Below are 26,159 nucleotides of genomic sequence, written 5' to 3' on the forward strand. Positions count from 1 at the left end.
AACAGAATATGGAAATAAAACGTATCGCTGTGCTGCTTTCACTACTGACGTTGACGGCCTGCCAGGGGGCAGGACAACCCAACAAGGCGACTCAAAACACGGAACCAACGGAGTGGAAATTTAATTTTTTCACGCCTAGAGCACTGCCTGCACGAGTAACGTTCGTCGCCATCCTTGATATGGGCGGTATTGATTATCGTTTTAATACTCTCGACAGTACCAAAGCGCTGTATGACGTGACGGATGAGTGGAACGACAGTGCGCGTGCACTTTACGGGTACTGGAATCATGTACAGCATCCTCCCCGGCATATTTTATTCTGTTGGGACTCGGTGATTGATAAAAAGGTGTATGAAACTCATCTGACATTGTCCGATGAGATAGTGGATAAAATGCGTAAGCCCAGCACACATAAAGACTATCAGGGAAAGACCCGGTATCACGACAGTATCCAGATAGGGCTGGCCCCTGAAGGAAAAATCGCGGTCTGGATTAATGGCATAGGATTTGAGCCTAATTATCGTGTCACCCCGTCCGTCCTGAAAACGCTCTCCGGGAATAAGTTAGATATTTGCAAAGGGATAACTAATTTTTCAAACGGTTATGAATACGGAGAAAATACAAAAGAATTTATTAAGGACAAAGTATATCCGTATGGTGTCTGGTAGTTTTTAGAACAGGGACGGGAACAGACGTCGCTATCTTGACGGCCTGCCAGGGGGCAGGCCAGTCCAGTAAGACGACTAAAACACGCAACCCAAAGCATGGGCCTTGAATCCGTGACTACTGAAAGCGCTTCAGCGCGAACGGCGTTAAATCAAAGTCGCTGCTTTTCCCCTGGGCGAACTGGGTGGCAATTTCTCCCAGTACGCTGGCGAATTTAAAACCGTGGCCGCTTAAACCGGTAATCAGCATGCGGTTCGGCTCACCGGGGAAGGTATCAATAATAAAGTCTTCATCCGCGGTGTTGTCATAGGTGCAGGCTTCCCCGCGCAGGCATACGCCAACGCCCGGCAGGAAAGTGCGCATAAAGTTAAACAGCTCACTGCCGTCTTCCGCTACGCTGCCAAAAGGTTTACGTCCATCCGGCGTATCAATGGGCTGCCCACCTTCGTGTTTACCGATTTTGATGGCGTTGTTATCGGCGGGGAAACCATAGTAGTGGATGCCGTCCGGCATCTCGACGGTAAACGCCGGGAACTTATTGTCCTCGCTGTAGCGACCGTCGGCCTGATGCCACGCAAACACTTTTCGTACCGGGGTGACCGGCAGGGAAGGGTAAAGGGTTTTCACCCAGGTTCCGGCGCTGATCAGCAGTTTGCGCGCACGGTAAACGCCGTCCGAGGTGGTGACCGCTTGCAGGCCGTCCTCGGTTGCAATTTGTGTGACGCCGCAGTTGAAAAGCTGGGCGCAGCCGGCATCCTTCGCCATGCGGATCCAGCTCTTAACGGCAACCTCTGATTTCAGGTAGCCCGACTGTGGTTCAAACACGCCGATATAACCGTCCGGTACGTTGATCTGCGGCCAGCGCTGACGGATCTCTGCTTCGTTCAGGATCTGTACGTTTAATGCAAACTGTTCTGCGCTCTGGATAACATTCTGAATAAATTCGGAGCGGTGTGGGGCAAGATTCAGTACGCCGCTGCGCTGCATGACGCGCTCGCCGCTCTGTTGTTCCAGTTGATCCCACAGCTGTTGGGCGCGCAGAACCATTGGGACATAGCGAGCACCTTCACCGTAGGCATGGCGGATAAGGCGGCTTTCACCATGATGGCTGCCTTCCCTGTGTGGCGGATGATGACGGTCAATCATCAGTACTTTCAGACCCGCCTGCGTGGCATACCAGCCGGTGGCAGCACCGACGGAGCCACTGCCCACCACAATTAAATCGTAAACCATCAGTATCAGCCTCTGTTAATCAAGCAATTGAAGCAGAATAGCAAATATGGCAGACATGAAAAAGGCACCCTGTTGGGTGCCCTGGGAAACAAGATTCAGTTGCAGATTAGTGCTTCTTGTAATCACGGTCCTGGTATTCGGTGGCTTCTATTTTGGCAATGCCAGCTTCAAGAATGGAAATAAATTGCCTTGCAACATCAGTTGTCAGCCAGTAGGTCTGACCAACTTCAGCATCTTCTGCCGGTTGATGATCGGAAGAGAGCGAGTGCAGACGGATCATCATGGCATCATAGCTGTCTACGGTACTGATATCCCATCCGATGAGGGGATGTGTCTGGATGACCTCTTTGTTTCTGTCCATTATAACCCCCTATTACTCGTGAAAGATGACAACGAAGTGTTTTATCGAGGTTCAATGCGGCTTTTTTTCTTAGAGCTTTCTAATTATAACAGGAGTTTTTTTGTTCGCAGACTTAAATTTCGTTCTGCGTAAAAATCAGGCGCTATTCGCACGCTAATTAAGCATCGCAGGGTGGAAAATAATCACCCTGCTGATGAATGGCAGCATTATTTCAGGTGTGATAATACAGGTTATATTTAAGACACATCCGGTATTATCGGTAACACACCCAGGCGTTTTTCCAGTTCCCCGGCCAGACGGATGAAATGCTGCTGGAGCTGTTCATCGTAGTTCTGGTTCTGTCCTTCAAGTTTTAAACTGTGTATTAACAGTTGGTTAGCTTTGTCATCAAGACAGAAAGAGAGGGTGGAAAAGGCATTTTCTAATACTGTCAGACGGCGTTGCTGTTCACCAATCATCGCCAGCAGTTCGCCAAACGTCATTGCCTCATCTGGATTATCGGCAGCCATAGGAAAAACCTCAGTAATAAATGTCAGCCTCAGAATAAGATATTCTACCCGAGCCGTCTATCAGCGTTCAGCGGTAAGGCGCGCACATAAAAAAGCCGGATGGCGTATCCGGCAAAAACGGCACAATCATTATGGAATCGAACGGGAATAGCGGTATTGCCTGACATCACAACCGCATTAACTCAGGCGATAAACCAGTCGTCAGCGCTTTCCCAGGTTTCCTGTAAAATATCGGTGATCTGATCTTTGGCTTCTTTTCCGCCGCCCATCACCGTCAGATTATTGGCTCCGGCATAGCGTACCGATATGGTATTGGTGCCATCTGGAAACTGTTTGTCGATTCGCTTGCTGAGTTCCTGCGTCAGCGCATCAATAGCGCCTGCAGGCAGGGACGTGGTTTTTGCTACAGTGACTTCAATACGCATGATAGCCTCCGGTTGAATTACTGTGAATATATACAGTAATTCAACCGTGCGCAATCATTATCGCGCATTGCCCAAGGGAGGGCGCGCGATTAAATGTCGACCTTCCAGTTGAGGGTTTCACCCGCCAGGAACGGTACCAGGGTGTGGCCGTCGCGGCCAACGGAGACGGATTCCGCCACGGTCCAGGGCTCACGAACCAGTGTCACGGTGCCTTGATTCAGCGGCAGGCCGTAGAAACGTGGGCCATTTTCGGAGCAGAAGGCTTCAAAGTGGGCCAGGGCGCCAATCTCTTCGAATACCGTGGCATAGGCGGAGAGCATTGAGGGGGCGTTAAATACCCCGGCACAGCCGCAGCTGGTTTCTTTACGATCGCGGGTATGCGGCGCCGTATCGGTGCCCAGGAAGAATCGGTCGTGACCGCTTGCCACCGCGTCACGCAGTGCCTGCTGGTGAATGTTGCGCTTCAGGATGGGCAGGCAGTAGAGATGGGGGCGAATACCGCCCACCAGCATATGGTTGCGGTTAAACATCAGATGCTGAGGGGTGATGGTGGCACCAAGGAAACGATTGCCTTCCAGCACATACGCGGCCGCTTCTTTGGTGGTGATGTGTTCACACACCACTTTCAGCTCCGGAAATTGCAGGCGCAGCGGGTGCAGCACAGTCTCAATAAAACGCGCTTCACGGTCAAAAATATCGATATGCGCATCGGTGACTTCACCGTGGATCAGCAGCGGCATGCCAATTTTCTGCATACGCTCCAGCACCGGGGCAATGGACGCAATGCTGGTCACGCCGTGCGCAGAGTTGGTGGTGGCGTGCGCTGGATAGAGTTTTGCGGCGGTAAACACGCCTTCAGTGAAGCCGGTTTCGATCTCATCCGGGTCCAGACCGTCGGTAAGATAGCAGGTCATCAGCGGGGTAAAATGATGCCCGGCAGGAACGGCAGCAAGAATGCGGTCACGGTAGGCACGGGCGGCAGCAACGCTGCTGACGGGTGGCACCAGGTTTGGCATAACAATGGCGCGTCCACACACCTCACTGGTAAACGGCACGACCGCCTCCAGCATATCACCATCACGCAGGTGGATGTGCCAGTCGTCAGGGCGGCGAATAATCAATTGCTGAGGTTGTGTGGTCATGCGATGTGCTCCGGCAGAGTGGGAAAAGGGCAGGTTTTGGCCGGGTACAAAGGATAGGGATAAAACGGGGGGAATGCACCAGGTTTATGCGCGCCGGGATAAAAAACGGTACGGGCAGACCGTACCGCCTTGTTCTGTCAGTCAGTAAATGGGATCACCAGTTCACCAGGTTTTACTTCCAGCCCTTTGGCAAAGCGTTTCGCCAGCGATTCCGCTTTGCTGCGGTCTGTGCTTAATACATAAGCCGGTTTCTGATTAAAGTAATTCTTCAACGACTCGTTAAGATACGGTGTCAGGGTTTTCAGTACGCCTGCCATTTTCTCCGGCTGCACTGTCACATCAACCAGTTCCATATCTTTCAGATAGATCGCGCCTTCCTGCTGATTAAACACGGGCTGTGCTTTCATCTTTAACATCATTTCTGCCTGCTGTGGGCCAAACAGGGAACTGATGTTGACGTTAGCTTTGCCCGTCAGGGTGATTTTGTTTGGTTCTTCACGGCCAATCTGGCTGCTAAGATCGCTCAGAGTAATATGCGCATCGGCCAGCCCGGAGACACCAATATTCTTCTCGTAGTTATTGTGTTTCACCAGCGCCTGGTTAACTTCCTGCTCGCTGATGCTGTACTGGGCAATATCATTACAGCCGCTGACCAAACCCGCTAACAGTAAAGCGCTCAGGCCAAAAAGTATTTTTTTCATGATGTTCCTCTGTTTCAAATCACCGGTCGATCCTACCGGAGCAGGGGGATAGCATGCACCACTCGCGCCTGCTCGTCACCAGGACAACGCTGAGAGAAACCGGGAAAAATGACAACGGAATGTGTCGGGCCGCCGTTTGACGGCCCGGACAGGTCAGGAAGCGGAAGAGGAGAGCAGGGTGATCTGGGTCTGTTTTGCCATATTGTCGCGGTAATCCGCCACGCGGGTTGGGTATTCTACCCCGGCCACCAGCGTCAGGGAACGCAGCAGCGGGAACAGGTGGATATCGTCCAGCGACAATTCACCGCTCACGGCATTCGGTTTAACAATCAACTTGTCGAGTTTACGCAGGTCATCATTGATGTTTTTAATCCAGCCTGCTGAATGTTCTCTCAGCTCAGCGAAATCACCGGCAACGGCCTGTTTTTTGTTTTTAAAATAGCTGCGTGCTTCCGGGGTCGCGAACTCGGCAAACGGGGCTTCTGCTACGCGCGGATACAGCAGTTTATTCACATAAGTGTGGACATGTCGCAGCCAGTCGCTGATCGCCGGATTGGTTTTACCGGTCAGCAGGGGATCATGATCCACCCGATCAATATACTGCACGATATCCAGACTTTCCGGCATGCAGCTACCGTCTTCTTTCATCAGAATCGGGGCCATTTTCTGGCCGATCAGACGGTTTGGCGTGGCTTCGTCATCGTTCATCATCACCACCAGTTCAACCGGAATATTTTTCAGGCCGAAGATCATGCGGGCTTTCACGCAGAACGGGCAGTGGTCATAAATATAGAGTTTCAAGCGGTTCCCCTTAAATTGGGATAAATGATGAGCACTCATCAACTATCTGAATGTACAAAGGAAGTATGGAAGAGAACCCGCCATAGGGCAAACCTGTCCCTGACATTCGTTGTTTTCTCCACAATTTTACGAATTTTTAATCGGCAGTGTTTTACCGGGGATTCGGATGGCGGTTATAGTAAAGCGATGGGGATAACGTGCTTTTTCGCCGATAAATCCCCCCCCCCCCCCGCAAACTTACACCCGGCCAGGGATTTCAGGAGAGAAGATGTTTGGCTACCGTACTGCTGCGCCGAAAGTGCGCCTGACGACCGATCGACTGGTGGTTCGTCTTGTCAATGAGCGTGATGCCTGGCGACTGGCTGACTACTATGCGGAAAATCGCGCGTTCCTGAAACCCTGGGAACCCGTGCGTGATGAAAGTCACTGTTATCCCTCCGGCTGGCAGGCGCGGCTCGGGCTGATTGCAGAAATGCAGAAGCAGGGCAGCGCATTCTATTTCGCAGTGATGGACCCGGAGGAAAATGAAGTGCGCGGTGTGGCCAACTTCAGCAACATTTTGCACGGGTCATTTCATGCCTGCTACCTCGGTTATTCGCTGGGGGAAAAATGGCAGGGGCAGGGGATGATGTTTGAGGCGTTGCAAAGCGTAATTCGTTATATGCAGCGGCAGCAGCGCATTCACCGTATTATGGCCAACTACATGCCACATAATCACCGTAGCGGCGGTTTACTGGCGCGCCTCGGCTTTGAAAAAGAGGGCTACGCCAAAGATTACCTTCTGATTGACGGGCGCTGGCAGGACCATGTTCTGACGGCGCTGACCTCCCACGAATGGACGCCGGACCGGCGCGGAGTGTAACCCCCAGATGATCAAAACCCCTTTTACCGCCGTTGAAGCGCGCGTCATCGGCAGCCTGTTGGAAAAACAGGTCACTACTCCGGATCAGTATCCGATGTCGCTTAACGGCGTCGTGACCGCCTGTAACCAGAAGTCCAACCGTGAGCCGGTGATGTCGCTGACCGATAGCGATGTACAGAACACCCTCGATTTGCTGGTGAAAAAACACCAACTGACGGCGTTGAACGGTTTTGGCAGCCGGGTAGTGAAGTATGAACAGCGTTTTTGTAACTCTGAGTTTGGTCAGTTGAAGTTTACTGCTGCCGAAGTGGCAGTGATCACAACACTGCTGCTGCGTGGCGCACAGACGCCGGGTGAGTTGCGCACCCGCACTACGCGTATGCATGATTTTGCCGATATATCCGAAGTGGAACAGACGCTGGAGCGGCTGGCACAGCGCGAATCCGGCGCACTGGTGGTGCGTCTGGCACGTGAACCGGGTAAACGCGAAAGCCGCTTTATGCATCTGTTTAGCGGTGATGTGGATGAAGGTTCACTGGCTGCCAGCCCTGTTAATGACCATGACAGCGGGCTGGAAGCGCGGGTGGCCTCCCTTGAACAACAGGTTGTGGCACTGCAACAGCAGCTTGCCCGGCTACTGGCCGTACAGGAGGCAGAATGAGTGCATTAAAAGTGGGGATCGTCGGTCTGGGCGGCATTGCGCAAAAAGCCTGGTTGCCGGTGCTGACGAAGACAGATGGCTGGCAGATTGCTGGCGCGTTCTCACCGAATCAGGAAAAGGCGCGCCCGGTCTGCGATAGCTATCGCATTCCCTTACTCAGCTCCCTTGACGATCTGGCGGCGGCCAGCGATGCCGTGTTTGTCCACAGCACCACTGCCAGCCACTATGCGATCGTCGATCGGCTGTTACGCGCCGGGGTGGATGTCTGCGTTGATAAACCTCTGGCGGCTACGCTGAGTGAGGCGGAGCGGCTGGTGGACCTGGCCGATAAGCGCGGACGCAAACTGATGGTGGCCTTTAACCGCCGTTTTGCACCACGCTACCTTCAGTTGAAGTCAGCGCTGTTGCAACCGGCGACGATACGTATGGATAAACACCGCAGTGATAGCGTGGGGCCACAGGATCTGTTTTTCACCTTGCTGGATGACTATTTGCATGTGGTCGACAGCGTGCTGTGGCTGGGTGGCGGGGAAGGAAAGTTGTTGAGTGGCACGTTGCAGACCAACGACAGTGGGCAGATGCTGTATGCCGAACACCACTTTAACGTGGCGGGTGTTCAGGTCACGACCAGTATGCATCGTCGTGCTGGCAGCCAGATGGAACGCGTGATGGCGGTGGACGAGGGGGCGGTCTATCAGGTCAGCGATATGCGTGACTGGCAGCAGGAGAAAGCAGGGCAGATCAGTATTGACCCCATCCCCGGCTGGCAGAGCACGCTGGAGCAGCGTGGTTTTGTCGGCGCAGCGCATCATTTTATCCGCTGCGTGGAAAATCAGACAATGCCGCAAATCAGCGGCGAGCAGGCGCTGCTGGCCCAGCGTATGGTCGAAAAATTATGGCGTGATGCCGAGCGGGAATAGGTTTACAACACAAACCCCGTAACAATCCACTGTGGTTATTTCCTTTCACTTCAGTAGACTATCCGCACCTTAAATGGCCCGAAGATCATCGGGCTGTGATTGTCGCAAGCCGGTCTTCCCGGATATCAGAATCAGGAATTACATGAACCTGTTGAAATCACTGGCAGCGGTCAGCTCCATGACCCTGTTTTCACGTGTGCTGGGCTTTGTGCGTGATGCCATTGTGGCACGCGTGTTTGGCGCGGGGATGGCGACCGATGCCTTCTTTATTGCTTTCAAATTGCCAAACCTGCTGCGCCGTATTTTTGCCGAAGGCGCATTTTCTCAGGCCTTTGTGCCGATTCTTGCGGAGTACAAAAGCAAGCAGGGTGAAGAAGCGACCAAAGTCTTTATTGCCTATGTGTCAGGGCTGCTTACCCTGGCTCTGGCGATTATCACGGTGCTGGGGATGTTCGCGGCTCCCTGGGTGATCCTGATTACCGCCCCGGGTTTTGCCGACACACCGGACAAGTTTGCGCTGACGTCTTCGCTCTTGCGGGTCACCTTTCCTTATATTCTGCTGATTTCGCTGGCGTCGCTGGCGGGGGCAATCCTCAACACCTGGAACCGTTTTTCTGTTCCCGCCTTTGCGCCCACGTTACTGAACGTCAGTATGATCGGCTTTGCGCTGTTTGCGGCACCGCACTTTCATCCTCCCGTCATGGCACTGGCATGGGCGGTGGTCGCGGGGGGCGTGCTGCAACTGGGTTATCAGCTGCCGCATCTGAAGAAAATCGGCATGCTGGTGTTGCCGCGCCTTAACCTGAAGGATGCGGGCGTGTGGCGTGTGATGCGTCAGATGGGGCCGGCGATCCTCGGTGTGTCAGTCAGCCAGATTTCGTTGATCATCAATACCATCTTTGCCTCCTTCCTCGTGTCCGGTTCGGTATCGTGGATGTACTACGCTGACCGTCTGATGGAATTTCCTTCCGGGGTGCTGGGCGTGGCATTGGGCACCATTCTGCTGCCTTCGCTGGCCAAGAGTTTTGCCAGCGGTAACCAGGACGAGTATTCCAAACTGATGGACTGGGGGCTGCGCCTCTGCTTCCTGCTGGCACTGCCCAGCGCGGTAGCGCTGGGGATTCTGGCGAAACCGCTCACCGTGTCGCTCTTCCAGTACGGCAAGTTCAGCGCATTTGACGCCGCCATGACGCAGCGGGCGCTGGTGGCTTATTCGGTCGGACTGATGGGGCTGATTGTGGTTAAGGTGCTGGCGCCGGGTTTTTACTCGCGACAGAACATCAAAACCCCGGTGAAGATTGCGCTGTTTACGCTGCTGGCCACGCAGGTGATGAACCTGGCGTTTATCGGCCCGCTGAAACACGCCGGGCTGTCGCTGTCTATCGGTCTGGCTGCCTGTCTTAACGCCGCGCTGCTCTACTGGCAACTGCGTAAGCAGGATATTTTCCAGCCGCAGCCGGGCTGGTTCAGTTTCCTGATGCGTCTGGGGATTGCTGTTGTTGTGATGGCAGCGGCGCTGCTGGGCATGATGTACGTGATGCCTGACTGGGCCAGCGGCAATATGTTGTCGCGTTTGCTGCGTCTGGCCGCGGTCTGCGCGGTGGGAGGGGGTGTCTATTTTGTTGTGTTGGGTGCTCTTGGTTTCCGCCCGCGTCACTTCTCTCGCCGAACGGCGCAGTAAGAGAATAACAAACAGAAAAACCCCGCAGCGCAAGGGCGCAGCGGGGTAAAGTCGAACACGGGTTGACGGATATTATGCTTTGCGACTTACCGGAGCGCTGGTAATCGCATGTCCGTCAGGGCCATAAAATTTTTGTGACTGATAAGGCTTCAAGACTTGCAGCGCATGCTCGTTATGACTGATCTGATGGTTGAGCAACATACCGTTATGTAAATTGGTATCACGCAGTTTTACCGTCTGTTCCTGAATAGCCGCCCAGCGCCGTGCAAGTGCCGGGTGCTGGCTGTAAGGCACATGCATACCAGTGACTTTTTCGGCGTCACGACGCATATCTTCCAGGAAATTGAGGGTAGCCAGTAAAGAGCTTTTATCCTCGGTAATCCGTTGCAATAAGCTGCTGTTGACCTGACCTGCCGAGAGCTGTTCTTGCTCCGCATTCATGACATCGGCCAGCGACGAAAGAACTTCAAGCATTTTATCAAGTGCGTTTTGCAGCTTATCCATGGGTTAATTACCTTGCAGTGAGTCTTTAGCTTCCTGAATCAGTGCGTCGGCAATTTTGCCGGTGTCCATCTTCAGTTCGCCGTTGCGAATTGCGTTCTTCAGCTCTTCAACGCGAGCCGTATTAATGTCCTGTGAGCTGGCTTTGCTCAACTGTGACTGCGCGCCGCTGAGAATAACCTGAGTACCGGTTGTGGTTTCAGTGGTCTTGCTTTCTGCTGCACGTGCTTTTGGCTGGGCAACATCATTGGTATCACGTGACTGTACAGTGCTTGCCGGTTTCAATGCCTGGGTTCTGTCGATGCTCATATGCGCTCCTGTTAACTCAGGTTCTCACAACCTGATGTTCAATATTCTAATAGTACAATGACCGTTATTAACACTATCGGCAGAACTGTAGCCTTCTTTAGTGGTTTATAGCGATATCAGAATATTCCCATTAGCGTCGACCTTACCCATCACGATTTGCCCTGAACTCATCCGAACTCTGACCGGTTGCATGGACGTGGCATTGTTCATTGCCTTGCCTTCGCTGCTGATATTAAACCCTTCACCGCTGGCGGTAACGGTAACCATCTGGCCTGCTTTCACTCGCCACGGTTGGCGCATCATCATCAGTGTGACGGGCTGACCGGGATTGATATCGCGCAGGGCAATAGCACCGACCGCGTCCGCGGGGCTCGTCAGGGTGCGGGCGGGCAGGGTATCCAGTCGGCCCTGCTCCATTCGCATATCGCTGGCGGAGATCGTCGCGCCGCGCGGCACCTGGCGAGTAGCAACCAGATACTGACCGCTGACCTGAACCTGTACCTGAATATAACGTCGATTCTGATCGCAATTGGCGGCAACGCTGATGTTTCCCCACATGCGGCTGTTACCCGGCAGTGAGAACTGCGGTTGCTCACAGGCAGGCCACATCGTCTGCGGAGTTTTCACCACCACGGTGAGGTTATCGGCAGACTGACCACTTTGCCCATAGCGATTTTTAAAAAATTCATTGAGCTGTGCGTTAAGGTCGACAGCACTGGCAGAGACGCTTATCAGAGCCACTAAAACGGCCAGTAGTCGTGTGAATCCTCGCATCAGAGACCCCCTTAATTTCAACATGGCACCGATTCTACCCTCAGATGCATATTGTCAAGGCGCAAATTAGCGACGGTTTTTAGCGCTATTCAAACGATAGCCCTTTCCCCCACGAGATTATGCTGTCAGCTCTAAATTCTCACTTGCGGAGGACGCATGCTCGACAAACTGGACGCAGCACTACGGTTTAACACCGAAGCCCTGAACCTGCGTGCACAGCGACAGGAAATCCTGGCATCCAATATCGCCAATGCTGACACGCCGGGCTATCAGGCACGCGATATCGATTTCGCCAGCCAGATGAATAAGGTGCTGGAACAAGGGCGGGCGCAGGGTTCCGGGCTGTCGCTGGCGGTGACGTCGGCACGCCATATTCCTGCGGAAAATCTTCAACCGCCTTCGATGGACCTGATGTACCGCATTCCTGACCAGCCTGCGCTGGACGGTAACACGGTAGATATGGACCGCGAACGCACAGAGTTTGCCGATAACAGTCTGAAATATCAGACGGATTTGATGGCTATCAGCAGTCAGATTAAAGGCATGATGTCTGTGCTACAGGGGCAATAACGATGGCACTTTTAAATATTTTTAATATTGCCGGTTCGGCAATGGCTGCACAATCACAGCGTCTTAACGTCAGCGCCAGTAACCTGGCCAACGCCGACAGCGTTACCGGGCCGGATGGTCAGCCCTATGTAGCGAAACAGGTGGTGTTTCAAACCGACGCGGCACCGGGGTCCCCGACCGGCGGCGTGAAAGTGGCGCAGGTGATCGATGATCCTGCCCCGGCGCGTCTGGTGTATGAGCCCGGTAACCCGATGGCCGATGCCAAAGGTTACGTGAAAATGCCCAATGTGGATGTAGTAGGAGAAACGGTGAACACCATGTCGGCCTCGCGCAGTTACCAGGCCAATGTTGAGGTTTTAAACACCGTTAAACAGATGATGTTGAAAACCTTAACCATGGGTCAATAAGGAGCTTCCCGATGAGTATTGCTGTTGGTGTAAATGAAAAGCAGGCCACCACAACGCTGCAATCTTCCTCGTCTTCTTCTGATACGTCAGCGGCGGACTTGCAGAGTAACTTCCTGACGCTGCTGGTCACCCAGTTGCAGAATCAGGACCCGACCAATCCGATGGATAACAGTCAACTGACCTCGCAGCTGGCACAGATCAATACCCTCAGTGGTATTGAGAAACTGAATACCACGCTGGGATCGATTTCCGGTCAGATTACCTCGGGCCAGTCCTTGCAGGCCTCGACCCTTATCGGTCACGGCGTGATGGTCAATGGTTCACAGGTGCTGGTCGGCAACAGCACCTCCACGCCGTTTGGTGTGGAACTGGGGCAGGCTTCCACTGCGACCACCGCCACCATTAAAGATGGCAGCGGTGCCGTGATCCAGACCATTGACCTGGGCGCTCAAACCGCCGGTGTGCATACCTTCCAGTGGGATGGGAAAGCCGCCGATGGTAGCGTCGCGGCCGACGGTAAATACACCGTTTCAATCAGCGCCAGTAATGCCACCGGTCAGCTGGTTGCACAGCCGCTGAATTACGCCTACGTGAGCGGCGTCAGCAGTAGCGCGACGGGTGCTGTACTTGACCTGGGCACCATGGGGACGACCACCCTGGAAAACGTACGTCAGATTATTTAATCCACTAATTTATGCTTCAGGAGTGACAACATGGGCTTTTCACAGGCAGTCAGCGGCTTAAACGCAGCATCCAGCAACCTCGACGTTATTGGTAACAACATTTCCAACTCCGCCACCTCGGGCTTTAAATCCAGCACCGTCGCGTTTGCTGATATGTTTGCCGGTTCTAAAGTGGGTCTGGGTACTAAGGTTGCGGCCGTGGTACAGGACTTTAACGACGGTACCACTACCACCACCAGCCGTGGTCTTGATGTGGCGATCAGCCAGCAGGGCTTCTTCCGTATGGCGGACACCACTGGTGCGGTGTATTACAGCCGTAACGGCCAGTTCACGCTGGATGCAGATCGTAATATCGTTAACATGCAGGGCTTGCAGCTGACCGGTTATCCGGCCACCGGTACCCCGCCAACCATCCAGACCGGTGCTAACCCGGTAGGATTGAGCGTGCCAACCACCGCGATGTCAGCGAAAGCAACTACCACTGCCTCCATGACTGCGAACCTGAATTCGACGGATAGCGTTCTGGCTGTTGCAGACTTAGATATTACCGATCCAACGACTTATAACGCCAAGTCGTCAATGACCACATACGATTCACTGGGTAACTCACATACCATCAATCTGTACTTCAATAAGACGGCTGATAACAACTGGACGGTCACTCCGGTTGATGCTTCAACCGGTACCACGGGTACGGCTACTCCGCTGGTCTTTGACACCAGCGGTAATCTGACCACCCCAGCGAGTGGCATGGTGGCCTTCACCATGGGCGCGTTGAACGGTTCAGCAGGCCCGACCAACCTGACTGTCGATATTACCGGCAGCCTGCAACAGAACAACGGTACCAGCACCTTCGGTAACCCGACCCAGAATGGTTACAAACCGGGTGAACTGACCAGCTATCAGATTAACGATGATGGCACCCTGGTCGGAACCTACTCCAACGAACAGACTCAGGTTCTGGGTCAGATCGTGCTGGCTAACTTCGCAAACCCGGAAGGCCTGAAATCAGAAGGTAACAACGTCTGGTCTGCGACGGCGTCTTCTGGTCAGGCACTGACCGGCATCGCCGGCACCGGTAACCTCGGTACGCTGACCGCGGGTGCGCTGGAATCCTCAAACGTGGACCTGAGTAAAGAGCTGGTGAATATGATCGTTGCGCAGCGTAACTACCAGTCGAATGCGCAGACCATCAAAACTCAGGACCAGATTCTTAATACACTGGTCAACCTGCGCTAATTCGGTTAACAGGACGGCCCTATGGATCACGCAATATATACCGCAATGGGGGCTGCCAGTCAGACCCTCGATCAGCAGGCAGTGACGGCGGCCAATCTGGCCAACGCCGCAACGCCGGGCTTCCGTGCGCAGCTCAGTGCTGCGCGTGCGGTGCCGGTGGAAGGGTTGTCATTGCCTACCCGTACGCTGGTCACGGCGTCGACGCCGGGAGCAGATATGACCCAGGGCGCGCTGGATTACACCGAGCGTGCGCTGGACGTGGCGATGCAGGGTGACGGCTGGCTGGCAGTGCAGACTGCCGACGGCACCGAAGCCTATACCCGCAACGGGAATATGGAAGTCAGCCCTGCCGGGCAACTTACCGTACAGGGCAACGTGGTGATGGGTGACGGCGGACCGATTGCGGTGCCGCAGGGCGCTGAACTCACCATCGCGGCTGACGGTTCTATTACTGCGCTGAATCCGGGCGATGCGCCGAATGCGACGGTGCAGTTGGGCAGGCTCAAGCTGGTACAAGCTACTGGCAGTGAGCTGACGCGCGGTGATGACGGTATGTTCCGCGTCTCAGCCAGTGCGGTGGCCCAACGCGGTGCCACGTTACCTATCGATGCCACCATGAAAGTGATGCCGGGCGTGCTGGAAGGCAGCAACGTCAGCAGCACGCAGACCATGGTGGACATGATTGCCAATGCCCGTCGTTTCGAGATGCAGATGAAAGTGATTTCCAGCGTCGATGAAAACGAACAAAAAGCCAACCAGCTGCTGTCAATGGGCTGATCAGAGGAATAACACATGATCCGTTCTCTATGGATTGCCAAAACCGGCCTTGACGCCCAGCAGACCAATATGGACGTTATTGCCAACAACCTGGCAAACGTGAGCACCAACGGTTTTAAACGCCAGCGTGCGGTTTTTGAAGACCTGATGTACCAGACGATGCGTCAGCCAGGCGCGCAGTCATCAGAACAGACCACGCTGCCTTCCGGTTTGCAGATCGGTACGGGTGTGCGTCCGGTGGCCACAGAGCGCCTGCATAATCAGGGTAACCTGTCGCAGACCAGCTCATCTAAGGATGTGGCGATCAGTGGCCAGGGCTTCTTCTCGATTCAGATGCCGGATGGCACCACCGCGTATACCCGCGATGGTTCTTTCCAGACGGATCAGAATGGCCAGCTGGTCACCAACGGTGGTTTCCCGGTTCAGCCCGCTATCACGATCCCGCCAAACGCCCTGAGCATGACCGTCAGTCGTGATGGTGTGGTGAGTGTGACCCAGCAGGGCCAGACTAACCCGGTTCAGGTAGGGCAGCTGACGTTGAGCACGTTTGTCAACGATGCCGGTCTGGAAAGTATGGGTGAAAACCTTTACCAGGAAACACAGGCATCCGGTGCGCCAACGGAAAGTAACCCGGGCAACAACGGTGCCGGTACGCTGTACCAGGGCTATGTGGAAACGTCGAACGTAAACGTCGCGGAAGAATTGGTCAGCATGATCCAGACTCAGCGCGCTTATGAGATTAACAGTAAGGCCGTGAGTACTTCTGACCAGATGCTGGCGAAACTGACTCAGCTGTAAAAGTAAGACGGACTGATTGACCGTTACAGGTGCCGGGCTTGCCCGGCCCGTTAATACAATATTCTCGTAATGAAAGGTTTATATCCATGGCGCAGCAGATCTCATTGCCTGGACGTTTGTTGGTAGCCACGTTGCTGCTAACGCTTAACGGTTGTGCGTTAGTTCCCCGTAAGCCACTGGTCGAAGGCTCGACGACGGCCCAGCCGATGCCTGCTTCACCTGCATTGGTCAACGGTTCTATTTTTCAGGGCGTGATGCCGATGAACTACGGCTATCAGCCGCTGTTCGAGGATCGCCGCCCACGTAATATTGGCGACACATTAACCATCACGCTGCAGGAAAATGTCAGCGCGAGTAAGAGTTCTTCTGCCAATGCCGGACGTGATGGATCTTCCAGCTTCGGGTTAAGCGCGACACCACGTGCCCTCGTCGGACTGCTGGGTGGCGACAAAGCCACCTTCGCCGGGGAAGGGAAAAATGATTTTGCAGGAAAAGGGGGCGCTTCAGCGAATAACACCTTTACCGGCACCATCACCGTTACCGTTAACCAGGTATTGCCTAATGGCAACCTGAATGTGGTCGGTGAGAAACAGATTGAAATTAATCAGGGAACAGAGTTTATCCGCTTCTCCGGTGTGGTTAACCCACGCACGATTAGCGCCAGCAACAGTGTTGTTTCCACCCAGGTGGCTGATGCCCGCATTGAGTACGTTGGTAACGGCTACATCAATGAGGCGCAGAATATGGGCTGGCTGCAACGGTTCTTCCTGAACATATCACCGATGTAAGAGGTTTTAATGCGTAATGTACTGATTCGATGTGTCCTGCTGCTGACGGTGGGGTTTAGCGCCCTGGCGCAGGCCGATCGTATTCGCGATCTCACTACCGTGGGCGGCGTGCGTGATAACTCCCTGATCGGCTACGGTCTGGTGGTGGGACTCGATGGCACCGGTGACCAGACAACCCAGACGCCATTTACCACACAGAGCCTGAGCAACATGCTGTCGCAGTTAGGGATCACTGTTCCTACCGGCACCAATATGCAGTTGAAAAACGTGGCGGCGGTGATGGTGACTGCAAAGCTGCCAGCATTTGGCCGTCAGGGGCAGGTGGTTGATGTGGTGGTTTCCTCCATGGGTAACGCCAAAAGTCTGCGCGGCGGTACGCTGCTGATGACCCCGCTGAAAGGCGTGGATAACCAGGTTTACGCGCTGGCGCAGGGTAACATTCTGATCGGCGGTGCCAGTGCTGCGGCCGGTGGCAGTAGCGTGCAGGTCAACCAGGTGAACGGTGGTCGTATTACCGGCGGTGCCACGATTGAGCGTGAATTGCCGAATAACTTCGCCACCAGCAATATCGTAAGCCTGTATCTGAACCAGGAAGATTTCAGCATGGCGCAGCGCATCAGCGACGCCATTAACAGCCGCGGTGGCTACGGGATGGCGCAGGCCGTCGATGGCCGCACGGTGCAGATCCGCTCAACAGCAAATAACACCTCTCAGGTACGTCTACTGGCGGATATCCAGAATATTGATGTCTCGGTTCCGATTCAGGACGCCAAAGTGATCATCAACTCACGTACTGGCTCGGTGGTCATGAACCGTGAAGTGATGTTGACGCAATGTGCGATCGCCCAGGGCAGCCTGTCGGTCACGGTCAATCAGACGCAGAACGTTAGTCAGCCTGATACGCCATTTGGCGGTGGTCAGACTGTGGTGACACCGCAAACGCAGATTGATATGCGTCAGAGCGGGGGCGCACTGCAAACGGTTAACGCCAGCGCGAATTTGAACAGCGTGGTTCGTGCACTGAACTCGCTGGGTGCGACGCCTATCGATCTGATGTCTATTTTGCAGTCGATGGAAAGCGCAGGTTGCCTGCACGCCAAACTGGAAATTATCTGATGAGTGACAACAGCCAGTCTCTGAGCAGCGCGGCGTATGACAGCCGCTCGCTGAACACCCTGAAACGGTTAGCCGGTGATGACCCGAAAGCGCATGCGCGCGAAGTGGCAAAACAGGTCGAAGGGATGTTTGTCCAGATGATGTTGAAAAGCATGCGCCAGGCGCTACCGCAGGATGGCCTGATGAGTAGCGAGCAGACGCGGCTTTATACCTCAATGTACGATCAGCAGATTGGCCAGGAGATCGGGGCTAAAGGCCTCGGTCTGGCTGACCTTATCGTGAAACAGATGGAAGGGCAGAAGCCGCTGGATGAGAAAGCCGGTACGGTGCCCATGCCGCTGGATAAGAGCTTTATCAACACCTTACCTCCGCTGGCGATGGAACAAATGCTCCGTAAAGCGGTGCCACGTTTCTCCAGCGCAGAGATGCCGTTATCCGGTGACAATGGTGACTTTATCGCGATGCTGTCAAAACCGGCACAGGCGGCGAGTGAGCAAAGTGGTATTCCTCATCACCTGATTCTGGCCCAGGCCGCACTCGAATCAGGTTGGGGCCAGCGCCAGATCCTCACGCGTGACGGTAAGCCAAGCTATAACGTCTTTGGTATTAAAGCGACGGGCAGCTGGCAGGGTAAAACCACTGATGTGATGACCACCGAATTTGAGAATGGTGAAGCGAAAAAGGTGAAGCAAAAATTCCGTGTTTACGACTCCTATTTCGATGCCCTCAACGACTACGTCAAACTGCTGAGTAACAATCCACGCTATGCGGCCGTGACGACCGCTTCCTCGCCGGAACAGGGCGCGCAGGCGTTGCAGGCTGCGGGTTATGCCACCGATCCTAAATATGCACAAAAGTTGGTGGGTATGATCCAGCAGTTCAAAAATATGGGTGAAAAAGTGGTCAAAGCCTACAGCCAGGATATCGGCGATTTGTTTTAAATTTTTCGGGGAAATGCTCAAGTTTGCCCCGGTTTAACCGATAACCTTTTCAGGCCGGATTTGCGTTAACCCCCTTCCGGCAAACGATTCGTCAATGCTGGCTCTGCAGTTGCCGGTTAACAAGGACCCGAAATGGCTAACTTAATCAATACCGCGATGAGCGGGTTAAGCGCTGCATCTGCTGCGCTGAATACCACCAGTAACAACATCTCGAACTACGCGGTAACCGGTTACTCGCGCCAGACAACTGTGCTGGCTCAGGCCAACAGTACCCTGAGTGGCAACAGCTACTATGGTAATGGTGCGAACGTCTCCACGGTATACCGTGAGTATGACCAGTTCATCACTAACCAGCTGCGCGCGGCCAGCGCTCAGTCCAGTGCCATTACGACTCAGTACAGCCAGCTTTCCAGTATTGACGACATGCTGTCCAGCACCACAAACACATTGTCGACCAATATGCAGGACTTCTTCAGCTCGCTGCAGACGCTTGCCAGCAACGCCAGCGACTCTTCTTCCCGCCAGGCGGTATTAGGCAAAGCGGAAGGTCTGGTCAATCAGTTTAAAGTGACTGATACCTATTTATCGAACCTCGACAGCAGTGTGAACACGTCGGTAAAAGCCACTGTTGAGCAAATTAACAACTACGCCAAACAGATCGCTAACGTTAACCAGCAGATCATCAAACTGAAAGGCGCGGGTGGGGGTAGCGAACCCAACGATTTGCTCGATCAGCGTGATCAACTGGTCAGTGAGCTGAATAAGCTGGTCGGCGTTAACGTCACCCAGCAGGATGGTGGTAGTTACAATATCTCTATTGGTAACGGTATTTCTCTGGTCCAGGGTGATACTTACAGCCAACTGGCTGCCGTGCCTTCCAGCGCCGATCCATCGCGTACCACAATCGCGACCGTTGACTCAGTGACGGGTCAAAAAGTCGAAATCTCAGAAAAACTGGTCACCACGGGTTCACTTGGTGGATTGCTGGCATTCCGTAGCGATCTGGACAGCGTACGCAACCAGGTGGGACAACTCGCTATGGCGCTGGGCACCAGCTTCAATACCCAGCATGAATTGGGTAAAGATGTTGATGGCGCAGATGGCGGTGCTTTCTTTGCGCTCGGTAGCCCGTCTGTGATCTCGAACAGCAAAAATACCGGCGGTGCTTCGCTGACTGCCACCTGGGCAGATACTACTGCGGTACAGGCTTCTAATTATACCGTCAGTTACGACGGCACCAACTGGACGGCAACGCGCCTGTCTGATAACACTAAATCGACAGTTACCGTGGATACCACTGCTCAGACGCTGTCGTTTGATGGCCTCTCAGTGGCCTATGACACTCTGCCTGCAGCCAAAGACAGCTTCACTGTTAAGCCGGTCTCCAGCGTCGTGACCGGAATGAGCGTACTGGTGACCGAGGAAGCCAAGCTGGCTGCGGCCAGTTCGGCGGGCGGTGAAAGTAACAATGAAAACGTACAGAAGCTGCTGGATCTGCAGACAGCTAATGTGATCAACGGTAAAAGCACCCTGACGCAGGCTTACGCCAGCCTGGTGGCGACCGTAGGTAATAAAACCAGCACGCTGGAAACCACCAGTACCACACAGGCGGCCGTCGTCACACAGCTGACTAATCAGCAGCAGTCTGTTTCCGGGGTGAACCTGGATGAAGAGTACACCAACCTGACGCGCTATCAGCAATATTACACGGCTAACGCCCAGGTATTGCAGACTGCATCCACCATCTTTCAGGCACTGCTTAGTGCTGTCAGCTAATTTTTTGCAGAGGAACTAATACCATGCGACTCAGTACCGGCATGATCTATGACCAGCAGATGCGTGGCATCCAGACTTCGCAGGCAAGCTGGCTGAAAGTGGGTGAACAGCTCTCAACGGGTAACCGTGTTAACCGGCCGTCGGATGATCCCGTTGCATCTGCGCAGGCGGTGGTGGTGTCTCAGGCACAGGCTGAGACCGCCCAGTTTAAAACGGCGCGCGTATTTGCTACGCAAAACCAGTCAACCGAAGAAACCACGTTGAAGCAGGCTGCTGATGTCATTATCAGCGCTCAGACTACTGTGGTTGCCGCATCAAACGGGATCTTGTCAGATGCTGACCGTGCTTCCTATGCCACCCAGCTGGAAGGACTTCGTGCACAGTTACTCAATCTGGCAAACAGTACCGATGGTAATGGGCGCTATGTGTTTGCCGGTTATGATAGCGATACGGCACCGTTCACCACCGATGCCACTACAGGCGAAACCACCTATAATGGCGGGCTGACTCCGATTACACAAAAAGTAGATGCCAGCCGTACGCTGACCACGAACCATACCGGCAAGCAAATTTTTGACTCGTTGACCAGTAGTGCGGTGAAAGAACCGGATGGCACCACGGGTGAAAGCAATATCTTTACCATCCTTGATACCGCGATTAAATCGCTGAAAGTCCCGTTGGACGATGCCGATCAAGCGGCAATCGATGCCGAGGGGCTCAATATGGGCAAGGCTAACCGTGGTTTGAGTAATGCGCTGGAAAATGTGTCAAGCGTGCGTTCTGAGATCGGTACGAACCTGCAGGAACTGACAAACCTTGATTCAAAAGGGGATGACACCACACTGAATCTGAAGAACCAGTTAAGCGGGTTAATCGGTGCCGATACCACTGAAACCATCTCCAGCTATACCATGCAGCAGGCGGCCTTACAGGCCTCTTATACCGTGTTCCAGCAGATGTCGAAACTGTCGCTGTTTACTATGAATTCCTAGCTGACCTCTAATATTTGAACGTGCTTTAACCGTGTACGTTCAGTTTCTCCCGCTGTCAGTAGCCAAAGCTGACAGCGGGTTTTTTTTGCCTGCTATCTCCCCTCACGTAACGGTGTGCCCCGTATCCTTTTAACGACTTGTCGATAACGCAATGGTGTCTATGAACCGCGATGCTGATGACGGCGGGTATATGTATACTCACAGACATGAATACGTTGCGACAACGATCGGTGAATACAGAGATACTGGCGTAAACGGGGAGGGAAGAGCAGATAAAAAAAAGCCCCGGCCAGGTGGCCAGGGCTTGATTGACGCGTTATCAGGTATTAAGGACGGGTTGCCGGAGCAGTCGCCTGATGAGTTGCAGCGTGACCGCCTGCTGACCCCTTACCTTCAAAGTTAAAGTCCGGACGCACCCAGTCGCTCTGACTTGGTGCTTCTGGCTGGTAAGCCGGAGCCGGGGCTTTCGTCATTGGCGCGGTAGCATGATGCGGAGCGCTGCTCTGCACGGGGGCAGCGGCCACGGGTTCTGCAACAGCAGGTGCGCTGGCAACGACCGGTGCAGCATCAACCACAGGCTCAGCAGCAACCGGTGCATCCGCGACAGGCTCGTCACGGGCAGGAACCGGAGCGTGCGGCTCGCTGGTCGCCACAGTGTGTTGTGCTGCAGTCACTTCCGGTGCATGGAGCACTTCGGCAACCTGCTGCTCAACTTCAGGGCTGACTTGAACCGGAGCAACGCTGGCAATGTCAGTCGCCTGTTGGGCTTCTTCCACAATATCCGCAACAGCATCAACTGCGGCAAAAGTTGGCTCAGGCTGAACATCTTCCACAGGCGTCGCTTCTGCTGCAGTCTCTTCCGCGACAACTTCGTCAGCGGCAGAAATTACGGCGGGTTCTTCGTTTACCGGTGCGTCAATGGCAGCCGTCTCTTCAGCAATCACAGGGGTGATTTCTGGCAGATTTTCTGGCTGTGGCTCAGCCTGCTGCACAGGTTCTGCCTGCTCTTCGACCGGGGCTTCAATCGCAGGAGTGTTAACCTCAGGGGTTTCAACCACAGGTGCGGTGGCAGCGACAGCCTCTACCGCATTAGCGGCTTCGACAGCGGCAGTGGCTTCTGCAACAGGCGTTTCAACCTCTGTATGACCGTAAGGAGGGACCACTGAATGGCCATGCTCTTCATGCGTTTCGTGATCGCTTGTCTGAGCAACCGGATAAGAAATCCACACTTTACCTGATGCCATTTCTGGCGATGCAGCAGCGTTAGACAGCGGCATTGGTGACTGTGTCGGATAACGCTCATCACGGTAACGGCGACGACGCTGACCGCTCACACGCAGGTGGCGTGGAGAGCGACGTGAACGGCGTGGCATATTGTTGCCATCACGATCGTCGTTGTCATCAGACTCAGCCACAGGTTCGTTAACCACTGGCGTGGCTGCCGGGGTCACTTCTTCACCTTGCGGTTCAAACGAACGCGCAGCGGTCTGTTCAGCCGTTTCGATACGCACTTTCTGGTTCAACTGGCGCGGTTTACGGCGCGGCATCACCTGTACGTTCTCTTCCTGCACTTCCTGATTGTCTACAGCTTCGATGATCGGCTCAACGATGCTCTCTTCCTGCACGACCGGCCGTTTTTCTTCCTGGTTCTGACCAGGACGACGACGCTGGCGATCCTGACGAGGTTGACGTGGCTGCGAGGTTTCGCTGCGTTCAAATTCGTCTGGAACCATACGTTCGCTGCGGGCATCCGCCTGTGGTGCATTGCGTTTATTGGCGTTGTTACGACGATTGTCGTCACGACCATTTTCACGCGCTTCGTTGTTGCGTTCACGTGGTGCACGTTCAGTACGTTCAGTACGTTCACCGTTGCGGTCGTTACGCTCGCTGTTGCGCTCGTTACGTTCACCATTACGGTCGTTACGTTCACTGTTACGGTCGTTACGTTCGCCATTACGATCGCTACGGTCCGCATTACGGTCGCCATAACGCTCACCACGTTCACCGTTACGGTCGCGACGGTTGTTGTTCTGGCGGCGGTTATTACGACGCTCACCACGTGGAGCCGCGGCTTCGGCCGTTTTTTCTTCAACGACAGGTGGCAGTGGCTCAACGACCGGTTTCTCTTCCGCAGCGAAGAGTTTTTTCAACCCGCTGAAGAAGCGGCTAACCAGGCCCGGCTCAGCAGCAGCAGGTGTTTTCGCGACAGGCTGGGTAACCGGAGTGGCTGCTGCAACTTCTGCGATTTCTTCCTGTGGTGCTGGCGGCGCATCTGGCATCACGAAAGCGGCGAGGGCAGGCTGCTCAGGACGCTTGCGCTCAGCGTGCTCTTCTTCAGAAGGTAACGCCATTTCTGCTTCGTGAAGTTTAGGCAGGTGATAGCTGAGAGTTTGCGTCTCTTCACCACTGCGCACGCGCAGAACTGAGTAGTGCGGTGTCTGCATATTATCGTTGGGTACGATAATGGCACGCACGCCGCCCTGGCGTTTTTCAATGGCGCTGACGGCTTCACGTTTCTCGTTCAGCAGGTATGAAGCAACCTGAACCGGTACGATGGCATGAACTTCTTTGGTGTTCTCTTTCAGCGCTTCTTCTTCAATCAGACGCAGAATGGAGAGAGCCAGCGATTCGTTATCACGGATGGTACCGGTGCCGCTACAGCGTGGGCAAACGTGATGGCTGGATTCACCCAGAGAAGGGCTAAGACGCTGACGCGACATTTCCAGCAGGCCGAAACGTGAAATATGGCTGATCTGAATACGAGCACGATCCTGGCGTACGGCTTCACGCAGGCGGTTTTCTACCGCACGCTGATGACGAACCGGGGTCATATCGATAAAGTCGATAACGATCAGGCCACCGAGGTCACGCAAACGCAGCTGGCGGGCAATTTCATCGGCCGCTTCCAGGTTGGTGTTAAACGCCGTTTCTTCGATGTCCCCGCCGCGAGTGGCGCGTGCGGAGTTGATATCGATAGCCGTCAGCGCTTCGGTGGAATCGATAACAATCGATCCGCCAGAAGGCAGACGCACTTCACGCTGGAATGCAGATTCGATCTGCGATTCGATTTGATAGTGGCTGAACAGCGGGATTTCACCGGTGTACAGTTTAATTTTGCTGCTGAAATCTGGACGACCCAGTGCGGCGATATGCTGGCGAGCCAGCTCCAGCACTTTTGGATTGTCGATGAGGATTTCGCCGATGTCCTGACGCAGATAGTCGCGGAAGGCGCGCACGATCACGTTACTTTCCTGATGGATCAGGAAAGGCGCGGGGCGGCTGTCAGCAGCTTTCTTAATGGCTTCCCAATGTTTCAGACGGAAGCTGAGATCCCATTGCAGTGCATCGGCCGATTTGCCCACACCCGCGGTGCGTACAATCAGACCCATACCATCAGGCAATTCCAGTGCTGACAGGGCTTCTTTCAGTTCAGTGCGGTCATCGCCTTCGATACGGCGTGAAATACCGCCTGCTCGTGGGTTGTTTGGCATCAGAACCAGGTAACTTCCCGCCAGGCTGATAAAGGTGGTCAGGGCTGCGCCTTTATTACCACGTTCTTCTTTATCGATCTGAACAATGACTTCCTGGCCTTCACGCAGTACATCCTTGATATTTGGACGACCGTGAGAATTGTAATTAGCAGGGAAGTATTCGCGGGAAATTTCTTTCAGAGGTAGGAAACCGTGCCGTTCAGCGCCGTAATCAACAAATGCGGCTTCGAGGCTGGGTTCAATGCGGGTGATCTTGCCTTTGTAGATGTTGGCTTTTTTCTGTTCGTGTCCAGGGCTTTCAATATCCAGATCGTACAGACGTTGTCCGTCCACGAGGGCAACACGCAACTCTTCCTGCTGAGTTGCGTTTATCAACATTCTTTTCATCGTAACTTACTCATTATTCTTACATTAGTGACAAAGCTGCGGGCAAAGTAACGCTGGACATGAAAACCGATGACCCCGTGTCTCATCGCAAAGCCGTCAACCTCCCGGTTGTCAGCAGCTAAAGGGGTGCAAAAACTCGGTAGCCTGTTTTACATATGGAAAAACAGCGCTTTTAAGGGGGGAACCGCCAGTAGAATACCAGGTGAACCAATCCCGTTTTATCGTCCAGGCTGCAACCCGCAGCCCGCTAAATGCCTGATTGCACAATACGTCTTACGCCATTGCTGCGTGTATGCGCTATCCGGCAAAATTTCTCACCCTTCATCTTTCGAGCCGCAGCCATGTTGGCTGATCTCATTCATCCCCAAATACCGACTTATGTCTGTTTCCGGGGATTCTTTCGCTTGCCTTGCTGCAACACGAAATCTATTGGGTACACGCTAACTATTCCCTTACGTTCGCAAGTCTTAGCGTCAAAAACGGAGATATTATTCCATTGCTAAGGCGGTGATCGCAAGGTGACTTTATCCGCGTTGAGAAGTTTCTCTCAGCTTTTAGAACGTATTGCAGTGCTTTTCAGCAGATTGTCTAAAAACCGGTCACAACTTCCTGCGGTAACCGTCTCTGTCAGTTAAGCACAGAAAAAGA

At 53.9% G+C, this 26,159-nt stretch carries 27 protein-coding genes; 16 read left to right on the top strand and 11 right to left on the bottom strand.

Annotation, left to right across the window (positions count from 1 at the left end; translation table 11 throughout):
* The first annotated feature begins 8 nt into the window (after positions 1-8).
* Positions 9-668, top strand: coding sequence for a DUF2931 family protein (locus HHI26_RS17050; RefSeq protein ID WP_167864382.1), 660 nt, complete (start codon positions 9-11; stop codon positions 666-668).
* 115 nt (positions 669-783) lie between these two features.
* Here the strand turns inward: HHI26_RS17050 and solA are convergent, their stop codons facing one another.
* The 7 genes from solA to grxB form a co-directional block, all read right to left on the bottom strand.
* A complete protein-coding gene (solA, locus tag HHI26_RS17055; RefSeq protein ID WP_133842769.1) occupies positions 784-1,899 on the bottom strand; it encodes an N-methyl-L-tryptophan oxidase in 1,116 nt (371 codons plus the stop codon).
* 106 nt (positions 1,900-2,005) lie between these two features.
* Positions 2,006-2,260 carry a biofilm formation regulator BssS gene (gene bssS, locus HHI26_RS17060; protein ID WP_133842771.1) on the bottom strand — a complete coding sequence of 85 codons (255 nt, stop codon included), beginning with the start codon at positions 2,258-2,260 and terminating at the stop codon, positions 2,006-2,008.
* A 236-nt stretch (positions 2,261-2,496) separates the two neighbouring features.
* On the bottom strand, positions 2,497-2,769 hold the full coding sequence (locus tag HHI26_RS17065; RefSeq protein ID WP_133842773.1) for a hypothetical protein: 273 nt from the start codon (positions 2,767-2,769) through the stop codon (positions 2,497-2,499).
* 182 nt (positions 2,770-2,951) lie between these two features.
* Entirely contained in the window at positions 2,952-3,194 is a 243-nt protein-coding gene (dinI, locus tag HHI26_RS17070; protein WP_133842775.1) for a DNA damage-inducible protein I, read from the bottom strand.
* An 89-nt stretch (positions 3,195-3,283) separates the two neighbouring features.
* Positions 3,284-4,336 (bottom strand): dihydroorotase, encoded by a 1,053-nt coding sequence (gene pyrC, locus HHI26_RS17075; protein ID WP_133842777.1) that lies wholly within the window; start codon positions 4,334-4,336, stop codon positions 3,284-3,286.
* A gap of 137 nt (positions 4,337-4,473) precedes the next feature.
* Positions 4,474-5,037: a lipoprotein gene (locus HHI26_RS17080; protein WP_133842779.1), complete on the bottom strand. Its 564-nt coding sequence runs from the start codon at positions 5,035-5,037 to the stop codon at positions 4,474-4,476.
* 153 nt (positions 5,038-5,190) lie between these two features.
* Positions 5,191-5,838, bottom strand: a complete 648-nt coding sequence (grxB, locus tag HHI26_RS17085) for a glutaredoxin 2 (RefSeq protein ID WP_133842781.1) — start codon at positions 5,836-5,838, stop codon at positions 5,191-5,193.
* A gap of 268 nt (positions 5,839-6,106) precedes the next feature.
* On the opposite strand from grxB, the gene rimJ reads away from it, so the two are divergent.
* From rimJ to murJ, 4 genes are all read left to right on the top strand, one after another.
* A complete protein-coding gene (gene rimJ, locus HHI26_RS17090; protein ID WP_159337080.1) occupies positions 6,107-6,700 on the top strand; it encodes a ribosomal protein S5-alanine N-acetyltransferase in 594 nt (197 codons plus the stop codon).
* A 7-nt stretch (positions 6,701-6,707) separates the two neighbouring features.
* Positions 6,708-7,361, top strand: a complete 654-nt coding sequence (locus HHI26_RS17095; protein ID WP_159337079.1) for a DUF480 domain-containing protein — start codon at positions 6,708-6,710, stop codon at positions 7,359-7,361.
* Positions 7,358-8,281: a Gfo/Idh/MocA family oxidoreductase gene (locus tag HHI26_RS17100; protein WP_133842787.1), complete on the top strand. Its 924-nt coding sequence runs from the start codon at positions 7,358-7,360 to the stop codon at positions 8,279-8,281. The genes HHI26_RS17095 and HHI26_RS17100 overlap by 4 nt, the downstream gene beginning before the upstream one ends.
* Before the next feature lie 142 nt (positions 8,282-8,423).
* Positions 8,424-9,962, top strand: a complete 1,539-nt coding sequence (gene murJ / locus HHI26_RS17105) for a murein biosynthesis integral membrane protein MurJ (protein WP_167864383.1) — start codon at positions 8,424-8,426, stop codon at positions 9,960-9,962.
* A 72-nt stretch (positions 9,963-10,034) separates the two neighbouring features.
* Here the strand turns inward: murJ and flgN are convergent, their stop codons facing one another.
* The 3 genes from flgN to flgA all read right to left on the bottom strand — a co-directional run bounded on the left by flgN (position 10,035) and on the right by flgA (position 11,546).
* Positions 10,035-10,466: a flagellar export chaperone FlgN gene (gene flgN / locus HHI26_RS17110; protein WP_133842791.1), complete on the bottom strand. Its 432-nt coding sequence runs from the start codon at positions 10,464-10,466 to the stop codon at positions 10,035-10,037.
* 3 nt (positions 10,467-10,469) lie between these two features.
* Complete coding sequence (gene flgM / locus HHI26_RS17115; RefSeq protein WP_133842792.1) at positions 10,470-10,772, bottom strand: flagellar biosynthesis anti-sigma factor FlgM; 303 nt, start codon at positions 10,770-10,772, stop codon at positions 10,470-10,472.
* A gap of 105 nt (positions 10,773-10,877) precedes the next feature.
* Positions 10,878-11,546, bottom strand: coding sequence for a flagellar basal body P-ring formation chaperone FlgA (gene flgA / locus HHI26_RS17120; RefSeq protein WP_171149404.1), 669 nt, complete (start codon positions 11,544-11,546; stop codon positions 10,878-10,880).
* Positions 11,547-11,702: 156 nt separating this feature from the next.
* On the opposite strand from flgA, the gene flgB reads away from it, so the two are divergent.
* From flgB to flgL, 11 genes are all read left to right on the top strand, one after another.
* Positions 11,703-12,116: a flagellar basal body rod protein FlgB gene (gene flgB / locus HHI26_RS17125; RefSeq protein WP_062743748.1), complete on the top strand. Its 414-nt coding sequence runs from the start codon at positions 11,703-11,705 to the stop codon at positions 12,114-12,116.
* Positions 12,117-12,118: 2 nt separating this feature from the next.
* Positions 12,119-12,523 carry a flagellar basal body rod protein FlgC gene (gene flgC, locus HHI26_RS17130; RefSeq protein WP_062743747.1) on the top strand — a complete coding sequence of 135 codons (405 nt, stop codon included), beginning with the start codon at positions 12,119-12,121 and terminating at the stop codon, positions 12,521-12,523.
* An 11-nt stretch (positions 12,524-12,534) separates the two neighbouring features.
* Positions 12,535-13,206, top strand: coding sequence for a flagellar hook assembly protein FlgD (gene flgD / locus HHI26_RS17135; protein WP_133842796.1), 672 nt, complete (start codon positions 12,535-12,537; stop codon positions 13,204-13,206).
* Positions 13,207-13,236: 30 nt separating this feature from the next.
* A complete protein-coding gene (gene flgE / locus HHI26_RS17140) occupies positions 13,237-14,445 on the top strand; it encodes a flagellar hook protein FlgE (protein ID WP_133842798.1) in 1,209 nt (402 codons plus the stop codon).
* A gap of 21 nt (positions 14,446-14,466) precedes the next feature.
* On the top strand, positions 14,467-15,222 hold the full coding sequence (locus tag HHI26_RS17145) for a flagellar basal body rod protein FlgF (protein ID WP_133842800.1): 756 nt from the start codon (positions 14,467-14,469) through the stop codon (positions 15,220-15,222).
* 15 nt (positions 15,223-15,237) lie between these two features.
* Positions 15,238-16,020 (top strand): flagellar basal-body rod protein FlgG, encoded by a 783-nt coding sequence (gene flgG, locus HHI26_RS17150; protein ID WP_133842802.1) that lies wholly within the window; start codon positions 15,238-15,240, stop codon positions 16,018-16,020.
* Positions 16,021-16,106: 86 nt separating this feature from the next.
* Positions 16,107-16,808 (top strand): flagellar basal body L-ring protein FlgH, encoded by a 702-nt coding sequence (locus tag HHI26_RS17155; RefSeq protein WP_133842804.1) that lies wholly within the window; start codon positions 16,107-16,109, stop codon positions 16,806-16,808.
* Positions 16,809-16,817: 9 nt separating this feature from the next.
* On the top strand, positions 16,818-17,924 hold the full coding sequence (locus tag HHI26_RS17160; protein ID WP_133842806.1) for a flagellar basal body P-ring protein FlgI: 1,107 nt from the start codon (positions 16,818-16,820) through the stop codon (positions 17,922-17,924).
* The gene (gene flgJ, locus HHI26_RS17165; protein ID WP_171149405.1) at positions 17,924-18,865 is read left to right on the top strand and encodes a flagellar assembly peptidoglycan hydrolase FlgJ; all 942 of its coding nucleotides are present in this window, start codon (positions 17,924-17,926) and stop codon (positions 18,863-18,865) included. Before HHI26_RS17160 ends, flgJ begins: the two co-directional genes overlap by 1 nt.
* A gap of 132 nt (positions 18,866-18,997) precedes the next feature.
* Positions 18,998-20,641, top strand: a complete 1,644-nt coding sequence (flgK, locus tag HHI26_RS17170; protein WP_133842810.1) for a flagellar hook-associated protein FlgK — start codon at positions 18,998-19,000, stop codon at positions 20,639-20,641.
* A gap of 23 nt (positions 20,642-20,664) precedes the next feature.
* A complete protein-coding gene (gene flgL, locus HHI26_RS17175; protein WP_133842812.1) occupies positions 20,665-21,633 on the top strand; it encodes a flagellar hook-associated protein FlgL in 969 nt (322 codons plus the stop codon).
* 326 nt (positions 21,634-21,959) lie between these two features.
* Here flgL and rne read toward each other — a convergent pair whose 3' ends face one another.
* Positions 21,960-25,511 carry a ribonuclease E gene (gene rne / locus HHI26_RS17180; protein WP_171149406.1) on the bottom strand — a complete coding sequence of 1,184 codons (3,552 nt, stop codon included), beginning with the start codon at positions 25,509-25,511 and terminating at the stop codon, positions 21,960-21,962.
* Between the last annotated feature and the right edge of the window lie 648 nt (positions 25,512-26,159).

The organism is Erwinia sp. JH02, from assembly GCF_013074405.1.
Lineage (GTDB): Bacteria > Pseudomonadota > Gammaproteobacteria > Enterobacterales > Enterobacteriaceae > Erwinia > Erwinia rhapontici.

Excerpts from the sequence above, each read along its gene's own strand:
- HHI26_RS17155 (WP_133842804.1), top strand. The coding sequence starts at position 16,107 with ATGGCGCAGCAGATCTCATTGCCTGGACGTTTGTTGGTAGCCACGTTG.
- flgL (WP_133842812.1), top strand. The coding sequence starts at position 20,665 with ATGCGACTCAGTACCGGCATGATCTATGACCAGCAGATGCGTGGCATC.
- flgG (WP_133842802.1), top strand. The coding sequence starts at position 15,238 with ATGATCCGTTCTCTATGGATTGCCAAAACCGGCCTTGACGCCCAGCAG.
- bssS (WP_133842771.1), bottom strand. The coding sequence starts at position 2,260 with ATGGACAGAAACAAAGAGGTCATCCAGACACATCCCCTCATCGGATGG.
- dinI (WP_133842775.1), bottom strand. The coding sequence starts at position 3,194 with ATGCGTATTGAAGTCACTGTAGCAAAAACCACGTCCCTGCCTGCAGGC.
- HHI26_RS17145 (WP_133842800.1), top strand. The coding sequence starts at position 14,467 with ATGGATCACGCAATATATACCGCAATGGGGGCTGCCAGTCAGACCCTC.
- flgD (WP_133842796.1), top strand. The coding sequence starts at position 12,535 with ATGAGTATTGCTGTTGGTGTAAATGAAAAGCAGGCCACCACAACGCTG.
- HHI26_RS17050 (WP_167864382.1), top strand. The coding sequence starts at position 9 with ATGGAAATAAAACGTATCGCTGTGCTGCTTTCACTACTGACGTTGACG.
- flgK (WP_133842810.1), top strand. The coding sequence starts at position 18,998 with ATGGCTAACTTAATCAATACCGCGATGAGCGGGTTAAGCGCTGCATCT.
- murJ (WP_167864383.1), top strand. The coding sequence starts at position 8,424 with ATGAACCTGTTGAAATCACTGGCAGCGGTCAGCTCCATGACCCTGTTT.
- flgJ (WP_171149405.1), top strand. The coding sequence starts at position 17,924 with ATGAGTGACAACAGCCAGTCTCTGAGCAGCGCGGCGTATGACAGCCGC.
- pyrC (WP_133842777.1), bottom strand. The coding sequence starts at position 4,336 with ATGACCACACAACCTCAGCAATTGATTATTCGCCGCCCTGACGACTGG.
- rne (WP_171149406.1), bottom strand. The coding sequence starts at position 25,511 with ATGAAAAGAATGTTGATAAACGCAACTCAGCAGGAAGAGTTGCGTGTT.
- HHI26_RS17080 (WP_133842779.1), bottom strand. The coding sequence starts at position 5,037 with ATGAAAAAAATACTTTTTGGCCTGAGCGCTTTACTGTTAGCGGGTTTG.
- HHI26_RS17160 (WP_133842806.1), top strand. The coding sequence starts at position 16,818 with ATGCGTAATGTACTGATTCGATGTGTCCTGCTGCTGACGGTGGGGTTT.
- HHI26_RS17095 (WP_159337079.1), top strand. The coding sequence starts at position 6,708 with ATGATCAAAACCCCTTTTACCGCCGTTGAAGCGCGCGTCATCGGCAGC.
- rimJ (WP_159337080.1), top strand. The coding sequence starts at position 6,107 with ATGTTTGGCTACCGTACTGCTGCGCCGAAAGTGCGCCTGACGACCGAT.
- flgE (WP_133842798.1), top strand. The coding sequence starts at position 13,237 with ATGGGCTTTTCACAGGCAGTCAGCGGCTTAAACGCAGCATCCAGCAAC.
- HHI26_RS17065 (WP_133842773.1), bottom strand. The coding sequence starts at position 2,769 with ATGGCTGCCGATAATCCAGATGAGGCAATGACGTTTGGCGAACTGCTG.
- flgM (WP_133842792.1), bottom strand. The coding sequence starts at position 10,772 with ATGAGCATCGACAGAACCCAGGCATTGAAACCGGCAAGCACTGTACAG.
- flgC (WP_062743747.1), top strand. The coding sequence starts at position 12,119 with ATGGCACTTTTAAATATTTTTAATATTGCCGGTTCGGCAATGGCTGCA.
- flgN (WP_133842791.1), bottom strand. The coding sequence starts at position 10,466 with ATGGATAAGCTGCAAAACGCACTTGATAAAATGCTTGAAGTTCTTTCG.
- HHI26_RS17100 (WP_133842787.1), top strand. The coding sequence starts at position 7,358 with ATGAGTGCATTAAAAGTGGGGATCGTCGGTCTGGGCGGCATTGCGCAA.
- flgA (WP_171149404.1), bottom strand. The coding sequence starts at position 11,546 with ATGCGAGGATTCACACGACTACTGGCCGTTTTAGTGGCTCTGATAAGC.
- flgB (WP_062743748.1), top strand. The coding sequence starts at position 11,703 with ATGCTCGACAAACTGGACGCAGCACTACGGTTTAACACCGAAGCCCTG.
- solA (WP_133842769.1), bottom strand. The coding sequence starts at position 1,899 with ATGGTTTACGATTTAATTGTGGTGGGCAGTGGCTCCGTCGGTGCTGCC.